Origin of the sequence: Vibrio hyugaensis, assembly GCF_002906655.1 — a bacterium.
GTDB classification, from domain to species: Bacteria; Pseudomonadota; Gammaproteobacteria; order Enterobacterales; family Vibrionaceae; genus Vibrio; species Vibrio hyugaensis.
Window position 1 is genome coordinate 3177484 of sequence record NZ_CP025794.1, and the last position, 12961, is coordinate 3190444.

Genomic DNA, 12961 nt, shown 5'->3' on the forward strand with positions numbered 1-12961 from the left:
ATTTGGCGCGGTTAGAATTCGGCAATTGTACGAATTTCTGGGAAAGCTGACCACTTTTGTTGACTATCTTAGTTATTATCTAGCGGATTTTTGAATTATAGGAATGTCATAATGAAACGAGTCGTAATCACCGGTATGGGTATTGTTTCAAGTATCGGTAACAACGTCGAAGAAGTTCTAGCGTCTCTTAAAGCGGGCAAATCTGGCATCACTGCGTCTGAGCAGTTTAAAGAAAACGGTCTGCGTTCGCAGGTATGGGGTGATCTGAAAATCAACCCAGCAGAATTTATTGACCGTAAGCAGATGCGCTTTATGGGTGATGCGGCTGCTTATGCATACCTATCAATGCAGCAGGCGATTGAAGACGCTGGTCTATCTGAAGAACAAGTTTCAAACGATCGTACAGGTATCGTTGCTGGTTCTGGTGGTGCTTCTGCATTAAACCAAACAGTGGCAACTGATACGATGCGTGCAAAAGGCGTAAAACGCGTAGGTCCATACATGGTGCCGCGTACTATGTCTTCAACAGTATCAGCGTGTCTTGCAACACCATTTAAGATTCGTGGTGTGAACTACTCAATGAGCTCAGCTTGTGCAACATCTGCACACTGTATCGGTCACGCGATGGAGCTTATTCAACTTGGCAAACAAGACATCGTATTTGCAGGTGGTGGTGAAGAGCTAGATTGGTCTCAAACGATGATGTTTGATGCAATGGGCGCACTATCTACCAAGTACAACGAAACACCAGAAAAAGCATCTCGTACTTACGATGCTGATCGTGATGGTTTCGTTATCTCTGGTGGCGGCGGCATGCTAGTTATCGAAGAACTAGAGCACGCACTAGCTCGTGGCGCGAAAATCTACGGTGAGATCGTAGGTTACGGTGCGACTTCTGATGGCTACGACATGGTAGCACCATCAGGCGAAGGCGCAATCCGTTGTATGAAGATGGCAATGCAAGACGTTGATAGCATCGATTACATCAACACGCACGGTACTTCTACTCCAGTAGGTGACGTGAAAGAGCTAGGCGCTATCCAAGAGCTATTCGGCAACAACAGCCCAGCAATCTCTGCGACAAAAGCGATGACTGGCCACGCACTAGGTGCAGCTGGTGTTCACGAAGCAATTTACTCAACGCTAATGCTAGACAATGGCTTCATTGCTCCAAGTGTGAATATCTCTAACTTGGATGAAGCAGCACAAGGTCTAGACATCGTGATGGAAGCTCGTGACGCTGAACTGACGACAGTTATGTCAAACAGCTTTGGTTTTGGTGGTACAAACGCGACATTGGTAATCAAAAAGTACCAAGCATAAGCGACCCAAAGCTAACTGAATTTGTTGGGCTGTGATTCTCTTCGTGGAGTGAACCGACCAACAAACCAGTTTCCAGAGCTTGATCAGGTTAACTGATCGAACAGACGCAGACTTTATCCCAAGGAGAGCGGGATAGGATCCTTTTGTTCTGGAACTTTGCCCGGCTAATTTAGCCGGGCTTTTTCTTTTCTGAAACCTGCTTTTGAAAGTCACTTAGGTATAGTTGTTGAGATTTTTCAAGAAAAGGGCACAATCGCTTTAGCTTCGCATCTTGCGAATAAACGAACTCATACAAATGGATGTTAAACGCTGGCGCTATGAAAATTATTGTTGATGAAAATATGCCGTACGCTGAAGAGCTATTCAGCCAACTCGGTGAAGTGATTCTAAAACCCGGTCGTACACTGACAGCCGATGATTTAGTGGATGTAGATGCGCTAATGATTCGCTCAGTCACCAAAGTAAACGCAGAACTGATCAGCAAAGCAAATAAGCTGAAGTTCGTTGGCACGGCGACGGCGGGCATGGATCATGTTGACCAAGCGCTTCTAAAAGAGAAAGGTATTTTCTTCACCGCAGCACCAGGCTGTAACAAAGTCGGCGTTGCTGAGTATGCGTTCAGCGTCATGATGGTACTTTCCCAACAGCAAGGCTTCTCTGTTTTCGATAAAACTGTTGGCATCATCGGTGCGGGTCAAGTGGGTAGCTACCTTGAGAAATGTTTGAAAGGTATGGGCATTAACGTGCTCATCAACGACCCATTCAAGCAAGAAGAGGGAGATTCTCGCAGTTTTACTCCGCTAGCAGAGTTGATCGAACGTTCTGACGTCATCACGCTGCACACACCTATTACCAAAGATGGCCTACACCCAACGCATCATTTGATTGATGATAAGGTGTTAAATGGTCTTCGTTGCGATCAAATTCTTATCAATGCGGCACGCGGTCCTGTTGTGGACAACCAAGCATTGAAGCAACGTTTAATGAAAAACGATGGCTTCACGGCGGCATTAGATGTATTTGAATTTGAACCAGAGGTTGATATGGAGCTTCTGCCTCTGCTAGCATTCGCAACCCCTCACGTTGCAGGCTATGGTCTGGAGGGGAAAGCTCGCGGTACGACGATGATTTTCAACAGCTACTGTGAGTTCTTAAATAACGAATTACGTGCGCATGCCAGCGATTTACTGCCGACCGCGCCTGTTCCTACAATGGTATTGGACAGAGCATGGGATGAAGCAACGCTGCACAACATCACGCAGTTAATCTATGATGTGCGTAAAGATGACGCTCTTTTCCGCCGCGAAATCAGTAAGCCAGGCTCTTTTGACCTGATGCGTAAAAACTACTGGGATCGCCGCGAATACAGCGCTGTCACGCTAGTGGGTAACGAAACATGCAATCTTGCACCATTAGCAGAACTAGGTTTTCAGGTTGAGGTAAGTCAATGAGCCAGCAATACAATGTTGCCGTATTAGGTGCGACCGGCGCGGTCGGTGAAACAATTTTGGAAGTGCTTCAAGAGCGCAAATTCCCAGTAGGCGAAATCTTCCTGTTGGCAAGTGAACGCAGTGAAGGTAAGACTTACCGCTTCAACGGTAAAACAATCCGCGTTCAAAACGTAGAAGAGTTTGATTGGTCTCAAGCGCATATTGCGTTGTTTTCAGCTGGTGGCGAGTTGTCTGCTAAATGGGCGTCAGTTGCCGCAGACGAAGGCGTTATCGTGATCGACAACACGTCTCATTTCCGCTACGAATACGACATTCCTTTGGTGGTGCCAGAAGTTAACCCAGAAGCAATTGCTGAGTTCCGTAACCGTAACATCATTGCGAACCCGAACTGTTCAACCATCCAGATGCTAGTGGCACTAAAGCCTATTCACGATGCTGTTGGTATTGAGCGTATCAACGTTTCAACTTACCAATCAGTGTCTGGTGCAGGTAAAGCTGGTATTGATGAGCTTGCAGGTCAGACTGCGAAACTACTGAATGGTCTTCCTGCGGACAAGAAAGAATTTTCTCAACAGATCGCGTTTAACTGTATTCCACAAATCGACCAGATGATGGAAAACGGCTACACCAAAGAAGAAATGAAAATGGTGTGGGAGACGCAAAAGATCTTTAACGACCCATCAATCACTGTAAACCCAACGTGTGTACGCGTTCCGGTATTTTACGGTCATGCAGAAGCATTACATGTTGAAACTCGTTCACCAATCGATGCACAAGAAGTGGTTAACCTGCTTGAGCAAACGGATGGCATCGAAGTGTTCCACGGTGAAGATTTCCCAACACAAGTGCGTGATGCAGGCGGCAAAGACCACGTAATGGTTGGTCGTATTCGCAATGATATTAGTCATCACAGTGGTGTAAACCTATGGGTAGTTGCTGATAACGTACGCAAAGGTGCAGCGACAAACGCCGTACAAATTGCTGAAGTTTTGATTCGCGATTACTACTAAGCCACGCTGACGAATGAATCCAAAGCCTCGCACACTGCGAGGCTTTTTTGTTCGAACGGCGTAAATTTGTGTGAGATTAGTACGAATATGGTGAGAGCCACACATTTTTTGCCCTCAAAGCTATAGTTTTGCGTGTGTTATCCGATATATTTAACCGATCACCATTTCAAATTGTTTCTAGCACCAAACTGAGCCTTCTATGCGTCAAAATTATAAGCGTTTGTTAGCAGCCCTTGTGTTGATGAGCGCGACTCAGACATCGTCAGTGGTTCAAGCCGAAGGAATTCGACTTGTAGGACCCTCTGGTGAAGTGCAAACGTCTCCTAGCTACGCTGAGGAGATTGAGCGAGCGTTACCTGCTCCGCCTGAAAATAACCAACCGTCGCGCTTTTATGGTCCGACGAATAAAAACGAGACTTTGTGGTCGATTGCTTCTCAATTGCGACCTTCTCGTAATGTTTCTGTTCAACAGACGCTTCTCGCCATTTACCGAATCAACCCTCAAGCGTTTGATAACCAGAATATTCATGAATTGATCCCGGGCAGCCGACTTCGCGTGCCTTCATTAGAGCAAGTTCAGAGTGCTACCACGCCTCAGGCGATTGCCGTGATGAATGCTCATGAAGTTCGATTAGCTCAACAAAAACCAGCAAAAACATCGCCTGTTAAGCCAAAACCGGAAACACCAAAGCCTACGGCTGAAGTTACGAAACCTCAACCTAAGCCAGAAGTTGCTCGAATTGAACCGTCTAAACCGGAATTGGCAAAGCCAGAACCAATCAAGCCGGTTGAGTCTACGACCCCCGTACCTGAAGTCGTGACTTCACCGGAAGGTGAGAAACAAGTAACAGCACTTAAAGATAAACTGCAAGGCTCACAAAGTGAGTTGGACTCTCTCGAAGAGAAGAACCATCGTTTACGTTTGATGCTGTCTGAAGTGCAGAGCGAGGTCGCAACGCTTAAAACTTCGCTCAACGATGAAGAACGAATTCGCTCTGAAGTTGAAAAACTGCTAGCGGAAGAACGTCAGCGTCTTGCAGAGCAGCAACGAATGCAGCCAAGTACGATGGACAAAGTTCTGTCTAACGGTTGGCTAGTAGGCCTTGCAGCACTTATTCCAGGTGCATTGATTGCCATGTTAATCGTCATGTTGCTTGGTCGTCGCTCTAAAGTGAAAGAGGAAGAAGCTGCTGCGCAAGAACAGCAAAGTGTTGATCCACTTGCTGCGCCAATCGGATTGGCAGCGGCAGATGAGTTGGATGAAGAATTAAGTCTAGACGACGATTTGTTTGGTGACGATGACGACACGGAACAACTATTCGGCCAAGAAGAAGCGCAGCCAGAAGAAGAGGATGTCTTTGCTAATCTGGATGACGACGATCTCGACTTCAACCTCGAAGGGGATGATGGCGAAGACCCATTCGCGGGGATTGGGGATGATGGCGATCTCGACGTTGGCTTCGATGAATTTGACTCTTCAAGCAATGGCATAAAAGTAAACGGCGAAGAAAAAGCGCTCGGTCTTGAAGAGATGGAGCGTGCACTTGATGAAGTCTCTCCAGAGCTTGAAGTTTTGGATGATGACGATGAAGTCGGTTTCGATCTTTCTGATGAAGATAACGCTGATGTGATGTCGGATGATGCGTTTGCCGAGTTACTCTCGGCTGACGACCCATCTGAAGAGTTACAAAGTGACGCGGTTGATCAAGCCATGCTTGATGACCTATTTGCTGACTTTGATGGTGACGACCTCAATCTTGATGTTGAGGACGAGAAGCCATCTCAAGTGTCAGAGAGTGCTTTCTCCGCTGGTGAAGCAACCGACGATGACATCGATAAACTGCTTGCTCAGTATGAACAGCCAGCAAGTGCGGATGCCGATGACTCACTACTTGATGAACTAGAATCATTGTCTGGTCTGTCTGATTCAGATTTAGAGCAGGATGATGCATCAGAACTCCTCGATGAGTTGATGGGTGACGACGAAGGTGAATCAATCAATGAGCGAGATCCTCTTGACGATCTAGAAGACATTGCAGGCTTGAGTGAAGAACCTCCCATTGATGAAGACAGCACAGATTTGCTTGACGAGTTGATTGGTTTTGATGATGAGGATGCATCTGACGATGATTTTGATCCACTTGATGAACTAGAGAAACTGTCTGGTTTTGAGGGCGATGACGCATTAGAAGATCTCGATGAAAACAGCGTCGATTTGTTGGATGAGCTACTTGATGACAGCGACGATGAAACAATAGACGAACAAGAGCCTGCGGACGTTGACCCGTTCGATGATTTGATTCGTGAAGATGATGAGCCAGAAATCGCGAGTGCACAGCAGAGTGACGATGACTTATTGGCCTCGTTAGGTTTTGATGATCTTGAGCCAGAAGCGACTCAACCTGCTGAAACTCAACAACAGGTTAAATCTGCTTCTGAATTAGAAGATGAAAAGGCGCTTGGTCTGGATTCAGGCTTAGATATCGATGCATTACTGAATGAGAACCAACCAGAGGTTGAGCCGAAAGTAGATGCGTTGAGCCGCGAATCAGAGGCTGAATCAGCACTAGAACAAACCGTTGAAGATTTTGACAGAGAGGATTTCTTTGGTGATTTAGAAGATTCAATCCCAGAGCATGATCCTTTGATGTCGGAATTGGATGAGTTGTTTGAATCTAATGAAGACGATCTGAAACAAGCAGAGCAAGAGCGCGCCGATTTCGCTGCGGAACTGGATGCGCTTATTAGTGAGCAAGCGACAGAAGAAGATGAGTTAGATTTTGAACCTGAGTTGATTCAAGAACCTTCTATCGAATCAGAACCGCAAGATGCGATCTTAGAAAAAGCGGACTCAGACGTTGAAACACCACTCAGCAAAGCAGAAGAAGAGCCCGCGTTCACTCCGACGCCAAACACCGTCGAAAATGAATTTGGTATTCCGCAAGAAGAAGACTGGCTTGTTGATGACATAGAGCCTGAGACGAAGACGGAACAAGAACCTGTAGCGGCAAGTTCAACTAAGACAGCTACCGAAGACGAAGAGTTCAACTTCGATGATCTGGATCTTCCGGAGTTCAACGAAGAAGATGCACTAACATCAATGGCACAAGAGCCAGAGTTAGCTGAATCTGAAACCGCTGACCCAGAAACTGCGGCGAATGAGCCAACGGCTGAAGAAGAAGAGTTCAATTTTGATGATTTAGAGCTTCCGGAGTTCAGTGAAGAAGATGCACTAACGTCAATGGCGCAAGAGCCAGAGTTAGCTGAATCTGAAACCGCTGAATCAGAAACTGCGGCGATTGAGCCGACGGCCGAAGACGAAGAATTCAACTTCGATGATCTAGACCTTCCGGAGTTCGACGAAGAAGATGCACTAGCGTCAATGGCGCAAGAGCCAGAGTTAGCTGAATCTGAAACTGCTGAACCAGAAACTGCGGCGAATGAGCCAACGGCTAAAGAGGAAGAGTTCAACTTCGATGATCTAGAGCTTCCTGAGTTCAGCGAAGAAGATGCACTAACGTCAATGGCGCAAGAGCCAGAGTTAGCTGAATCTGAAACTACTGACCCAGAAACTGCGGCGAATGAGCCAACGGCTGAAGAGGAAGAGTTCAATTTTGATGATTTAGAGCTTCCGGAGTTCAACGAAGAAGATGCACTAACGTCAATGGTGCAAGAGCCAGAGTTAGCTGAATCTGAAACCGCTGAACCAGAAACTGCGGCGATTGAGCCAGCGGCTGAAGATGAAGAGTTCGACTTTCCGGAGTTCAGCGAAGAAGATGCTCTTGCATCAATGGCTGACGAGCCAAGATTGTCAGAAGCAGAAACTTCACAGCCAGCCGCCGGCATGGCGAGCGATGAGGAGTTCAACTTTGATGATCTGGACTTGCCAGAGTTCAATGAAGAAGATGCATTGGCTTCAATGGGCGATGCAGAACTAGAAACGCCTGTAAAGCACCCTGAAGCGTCTCAAACTGTTATTCAATCAGATAATGACCATGATGCTTTGTTTGATGTATTCGCGCAGCCAGAGGCTTTCAGTGTCGAGCCCGAGCCTGAGCCCGAAGCACAAGCAGACTTAGAGTCTGAACTCAATGATTTTGAAGAATCTGCAATGGCGAACCTGTTGTCAGAAAACGCAGACTCAGAAGTGTTTGATGGAAAATTGGACAATGACACCATCGCAAGTGCGGGTATGGATTTCGAAACCATGCTGGATGTGGGTGATGACTGGGATGGTTTTAAACTGTCACCAGACAGCGCGGCGTCAACAACGGAAGTCCCAGAAGATCAAAGAGACGTTTGGAGCTCGACAGAAGCACTTGCGCAACCAGAAATCGCTCAGGAAAACTGGGGTGAGCAGGATGATCTGACCGATTTCGACCCGAAGAAAAATCAATTCATGACGATTGATGAGTTGATGGCTCAAGTGGATAAAAATGGCGGTGACTTCGAAGAGCAAGAATTAAAGCTCGATGTTGGTTTGAATGAGTTCCCTGATGTGATTGGTGACATCGGTGATGTGGATGTAGATACCAACGCAGAAGCCGCAGGTAAGCTTGATTTAGCAAAAATCTATCTAGAAATGAACGATCCTCAAGGGGCGATCAAATTGCTAGAAGAGGCCATCGTCTACGGTGAAGATGATATTCGCCGTGAAGCGAAAGGGCTTATCGACGCCATTAACGGTCGATAAAGAAAAATGGGTAGCAAATGCTGCCCATTTTTGTATCTGGAAGGACTTACGTATATACTTCCCGCCCCATTTTAGAGTTCGAAGGTTAAAATGAGAATCGCATTAGGTATCGAGTATAACGGTACAAATTACTTTGGTTGGCAACGCCAAAGAGAAGTGAAAAGTGTCCAAGAAGCGCTGGAAAAAGCACTTTCTGTAGTAGCAAATCACCCTGTAGAAGTTCAGTGCGCTGGTCGTACCGATGCTGGTGTACACGGCACAGGACAAGTTGTTCACTTCGACACCAACGTAAATCGAAAAATGGTTGCTTGGACAATGGGCGCAAATGCGAACATGCCAAGTGATATCGCTGTCCGCTGGGCGGTAGAAGTACCTGATGACTTCCATGCACGATTCTCAGCGACGGCGCGTCGTTACCGCTACATTATCTTCAATCACGCATTGCGTCCAGGCATCTTAAATTCCGGTGTGAGCCATTATCACGGTGACTTGGATGAAAAGAAAATGCACGAAGCAGGGCAATACTTGCTTGGTGAGAATGACTTCAGTTCATTTCGTGCAGCACATTGCCAATCGTTGAGCCCATGTCGAAATATGATGCACTTGAACGTGACTCGACATGGTGATTACGTCATTATCGATATTAAAGCGAACGCTTTTGTTCACCACATGGTGCGTAACATTACAGGCAGTTTGATTAAAGTGGGTCGTGGCGAAGAAACGCCTGAATGGATCAAGTCACTTTTAGAAGCAAAAGACCGTAAATTAGCGGGTGCAACGGCCAAGGCTGAAGGTTTGTATTTGGTTGATGTGGACTACCCAGAAGCGTTTGGATTACCACAAGTGCCGATCGGCCCGCTATTTTTACCGGATAATTTGAACTAAATTTGCGAATTTGTTTCAAATTATCGGTAGTTTAGACTGGAAATGCGCAGAAACTATGCGTTATTAATGATATCAAAAATAGGTACAACCAGTTTTTTATCTACAGTCGCGGCAAGATATGTTTTAATCCATCCGCAATATTCCGAATTTATATCTTTCGCAATGAAGCGGAAGAATTGAGAGAAAAGGTCTTCCATGAGTTGGCTTGAAAAGATTTTAGAAAAAAGCAACCTAGTAAGTTCACGCAAAGCTTCTATCCCTGAAGGCGTGTGGACGAAATGTACCTCTTGTGAGCAGGTTCTTTACCATGCTGAACTTGAGCGTAACCTAGAAGTTTGTCCTAAGTGTAATCACCACATGCGCATGAAAGCGCGTCGTCGTCTAGAAACATTCTTAGATGAAGGTGAGCGCGTAGAGCTAGGCACAGAGCTTGAGCCACAGGACAAACTGAAATTTAAAGATTCTAAGCGCTACAAAGAGCGTATCTCTGCTGCTCAAAAGAACAGTGGCGAGAAAGACGCATTGGTGGTTATGCAGGGTGAACTGCTTGGTATGCCATTGGTAGCGTGTGCGTTTGAATTCTCTTTCATGGGTGGTTCAATGGGTTCCGTTGTTGGTGCTCGTTTCGTGAAAGCAGTTGACGCCGCAATTGAAAACAATTGTGCACTGGTGTGTTTCTCTGCAAGTGGTGGTGCGCGTATGCAAGAGGCGTTAATGTCTCTAATGCAAATGGCGAAAACCAGTGCAGCGCTTGAGCGTTTGTCAGAAAAAGGTCTACCATTCATTTCGGTACTGACTGACCCAACAATGGGTGGTGTATCGGCAAGTTTGGCGATGCTAGGTGACATCAACATTGGTGAACCTAAAGCATTGATCGGTTTCGCTGGCCGTCGTGTAATCGAGCAAACAGTACGCGAAGATCTTCCTGAAGGCTTCCAGCGTAGTGAGTTCCTGCTAGAGCACGGTGCGATTGACATGATCGTTGACCGTCGTGAAATGCGTCAACGTGTGGGTGGTCTGATCGCTAAGATGACTAACCACAAGTCTCCGATGGTGGTTTCCGTTAACGAATCTCCAAATGAAGAGCCATATTCTGTACCAGAAGTGGACGAAAAAGGGTAAAGTATCAACTAACATAAAAACCAAAGAAATTAATGGTTAAAGTTAGATGACACAAAACGCAATTCCTCAAGCCACATCCACTCTAACGATGTGGCTTGATTATTTAACAAATCTCCACACATCAGCTATCGACCTCGGCTTAGACCGCGTTCAAGCGGTAGCGAAAAAAGCCAACCTCACCAAACCAGCCCCTACTGTGATTACTGTTGCCGGCACCAATGGCAAGGGTTCGACGTGCGCGTTGATGGAAGCGATTCTATTAGATGCCGGCTACTCAGTCGGAGTTTACAGTTCACCTCACCTTATTCGCTACAACGAGCGTGTTCGTATTAACGGCGTAGATGCAGAAGATCGTACACACTGCGAAGCATTCGATTATATCGAGCAACAACGTGGTGATATTAGCCTAAGCTTGTTTGAATTCGGTACGTTGGCTGCACTTCGTATTTTCCAAGTTGAAAAAGTGGACGTGGTGTTGTTAGAAGTTGGCCTTGGTGGTCGATTAGATGCAACAAATGTCGTAGATCATGATGTCTCTGTTATTACCAGCTTGGCTATCGACCATGTGGATTGGCTAGGTGATGACATCAATGTAATTGGCTTTGAGAAAGCGGGTATCTACCGTACTGGTAAACCTGCGATTTGTGGCCAACCGACGCCGCCAGCAACCGTTGCTGCGCACGCTGATGACATTCAAGCTGAGTTCTTCCAAGTTGGCATCCAGTTCGATTACCAATTGACTGAGAAAGGTTGGAAGTGGACCAGTGGAGCGTTTGGCCTAGACGACCTTCCATTGCCTTCTCTGCCCTTACCGAATGCAGCAACTGCTCTGATGGCACTTGGCGCTTCAGAATTGCAAATCACTGACATTAATATCGTTAATGGCTTGAATAATGCTCGCCTAGCTGGCCGAATGCAGGTTTTGCAAACGGAACCAGACATTGTGCTTGATGTGGCGCACAATCCTCACTCTGCAGAATACTTGGTAGAGAAGGTGAAGCACCAATACGTGAATAAAAACATCCATGTCGTGGTGGCAATGCTGCACGATAAAGACATCAAGGCAACAATTGAAGTATTAGCGCCAATTGCAACCCAATGGTACCCAGCATCACTGACTGGCCCTCGCGCGGCAACTGCCGACGAGTTATGTCAATATTTACCCGAAGGGCAGATTCAGTTCCAAACTCCAGTAGAGGCATTTGAGAGCGCGAAAACTCATGCGGCTCATGATGATGTCATTTTGGTGGTGGGTTCATTCCACACAGTGGGTGAAGTGTTGGAGTATTGGCAATCAAATAATGAGTAATCAAAGGTAATTTGATGGCAAGTAAATTTCAAAGTCGTTTAGTCGGCACCATCATTCTAGTGGCGGTGGGGGTCATCGTACTTCCAGACGTACTGGATGGTAAGAAACTGCACTATAAAGAAGAGTTTGCCAGTATTCCTATCAAACCTGAACTTGATAGCGATGTGGAGAACTTCGAAATACTAGAGCCTGTTGAAGACGACGTTTCATTACCGGAATCTCCGGTAACTGCAACAGTGAATGAATCTCAAGAGCCTCAAGTCGCGGTTTCTCAGCCAGAACCAGAGTCAGTTTCTCAGCCAGAAGAAGTCAAACAACCTGAACAGGTTGAAGTTGCCGTTCGTCCGGTTGAAGAAAAAAATCAATATGAAGATTCAGCCTGGATCATTCAGTTGATGGCACTAAAAAATCATGAAAATGCGGTTGCACTTGTAGAGGATCTTCAGAAGCGTGGCTACCAAGCTCATGTAAAAAAAGAGACAGCCTTTACTCGAGTGATTGTTGGCCCTGATGTGTCAAAAAGTAAACTTGAACGACAGGTCAAGGAATTACAAAAAATTACAGGCTCAAAAGGTCAATTGCTTAAATTTAAGCCATTAAATCCATAAGAAAACGTTTGCGTCAGCATTTTTTCTGTTAAAATGCGCGCCAACTTAAGATGAAGAAAACATGAATTGGTTAGATTTTGTCATTTTAGGTGTGATCGGATTTTCAGCTCTGATCAGTTTAGTTCGCGGTTTTGCTAAAGAAGCTTTGTCTTTGGTGATTTGGTTTGGAGCATTTTTTATCTCCAGTAATTACTACGCCAAATTGGCGGTGTATTTCACCAACATCGAAGATGAAATGTTTCGTAACGGAGCCGCAATAGCGGCGTTATTCGTCGCTACCTTAGTGGTTGGTGCAGTGGTGAATTACGTCATTGGTCAACTGGTACAAAAAACAGGGCTATCAGGAACCGATCGAATTCTCGGTGTGGTGTTTGGTGGTTTACGCGGAGTACTGATTGTTTCTGCGGTGCTGTTTTTTATGGATGCGTTTACTGCATTCCCAAGCTCGGATTGGTGGAAAGAGTCACAGTTGGTCCCAGAGTTCAGCCGTATCATCGCCCCATTCTTCGAGCACTTAAAAGCAACATCAAGTTTTCTGTCTGGCACTATCTAGTAGTGCC

Annotated in this window: 9 protein-coding genes; all 9 read left to right on the forward strand. The window is 46.0% G+C overall.

Annotated features, from left to right (window positions below; translation table 11 throughout):
- Nucleotides 1–111 precede the first annotated feature (111 nt).
- The 9 genes from fabB (at nucleotide 112) to C1S74_RS15715 (ending at nucleotide 12954) form a co-directional block, all read left to right on the forward strand.
- A complete protein-coding gene (fabB, locus tag C1S74_RS15670; RefSeq protein WP_038878775.1) occupies nucleotides 112–1323 on the forward strand; it encodes a beta-ketoacyl-ACP synthase I in 1212 nt (403 codons plus the stop codon).
- 317 nt (nucleotides 1324–1640) lie between these two features.
- Nucleotides 1641–2774: a 4-phosphoerythronate dehydrogenase gene (locus C1S74_RS15680; RefSeq protein ID WP_038878786.1), complete on the forward strand. Its 1134-nt coding sequence runs from the start codon at nucleotides 1641–1643 to the stop codon at nucleotides 2772–2774.
- Nucleotides 2771–3784: an aspartate-semialdehyde dehydrogenase gene (locus C1S74_RS15685; protein ID WP_042606339.1), complete on the forward strand. Its 1014-nt coding sequence runs from the start codon at nucleotides 2771–2773 to the stop codon at nucleotides 3782–3784. Before C1S74_RS15680 ends, C1S74_RS15685 begins: the two co-directional genes overlap by 4 nt.
- Nucleotides 3785–3983: 199 nt before the next feature.
- On the forward strand, nucleotides 3984–8477 hold the full coding sequence (locus tag C1S74_RS15690; protein ID WP_045397880.1) for a FimV/HubP family polar landmark protein: 4494 nt from the start codon (nucleotides 3984–3986) through the stop codon (nucleotides 8475–8477).
- 90 nt (nucleotides 8478–8567) lie between these two features.
- Nucleotides 8568–9362, forward strand: a complete 795-nt coding sequence (gene truA / locus C1S74_RS15695; RefSeq protein WP_045397883.1) for a tRNA pseudouridine(38-40) synthase TruA — start codon at nucleotides 8568–8570, stop codon at nucleotides 9360–9362.
- 195 nt (nucleotides 9363–9557) lie between these two features.
- Nucleotides 9558–10484, forward strand: coding sequence for an acetyl-CoA carboxylase, carboxyltransferase subunit beta (gene accD, locus C1S74_RS15700; RefSeq protein WP_045397886.1), 927 nt, complete (start codon nucleotides 9558–9560; stop codon nucleotides 10482–10484).
- Nucleotides 10485–10530: 46 nt separating this feature from the next.
- Entirely contained in the window at nucleotides 10531–11793 is a 1263-nt protein-coding gene (gene folC, locus C1S74_RS15705; protein ID WP_038871327.1) for a bifunctional tetrahydrofolate synthase/dihydrofolate synthase, read from the forward strand.
- A gap of 14 nt (nucleotides 11794–11807) precedes the next feature.
- Complete coding sequence (locus C1S74_RS15710; RefSeq protein WP_038871324.1) at nucleotides 11808–12401, forward strand: SPOR domain-containing protein; 594 nt, start codon at nucleotides 11808–11810, stop codon at nucleotides 12399–12401.
- A 61-nt stretch (nucleotides 12402–12462) separates the two neighbouring features.
- Complete coding sequence (locus C1S74_RS15715; protein ID WP_005432921.1) at nucleotides 12463–12954, forward strand: CvpA family protein; 492 nt, start codon at nucleotides 12463–12465, stop codon at nucleotides 12952–12954.
- Nucleotides 12955–12961 lie beyond the last annotated feature (7 nt).

Excerpts from the sequence above, each read along its gene's own strand:
- C1S74_RS15680 (WP_038878786.1), top strand. The coding sequence starts at position 1,641 with ATGAAAATTATTGTTGATGAAAATATGCCGTACGCTGAAGAGCTATTC.
- C1S74_RS15715 (WP_005432921.1), top strand. The coding sequence starts at position 12,463 with ATGAATTGGTTAGATTTTGTCATTTTAGGTGTGATCGGATTTTCAGCT.
- truA (WP_045397883.1), top strand. The coding sequence starts at position 8,568 with ATGAGAATCGCATTAGGTATCGAGTATAACGGTACAAATTACTTTGGT.
- C1S74_RS15685 (WP_042606339.1), top strand. The coding sequence starts at position 2,771 with ATGAGCCAGCAATACAATGTTGCCGTATTAGGTGCGACCGGCGCGGTC.
- fabB (WP_038878775.1), top strand. The coding sequence starts at position 112 with ATGAAACGAGTCGTAATCACCGGTATGGGTATTGTTTCAAGTATCGGT.
- folC (WP_038871327.1), top strand. The coding sequence starts at position 10,531 with ATGACACAAAACGCAATTCCTCAAGCCACATCCACTCTAACGATGTGG.
- accD (WP_045397886.1), top strand. The coding sequence starts at position 9,558 with ATGAGTTGGCTTGAAAAGATTTTAGAAAAAAGCAACCTAGTAAGTTCA.
- C1S74_RS15710 (WP_038871324.1), top strand. The coding sequence starts at position 11,808 with ATGGCAAGTAAATTTCAAAGTCGTTTAGTCGGCACCATCATTCTAGTG.
- C1S74_RS15690 (WP_045397880.1), top strand. The coding sequence starts at position 3,984 with ATGCGTCAAAATTATAAGCGTTTGTTAGCAGCCCTTGTGTTGATGAGC.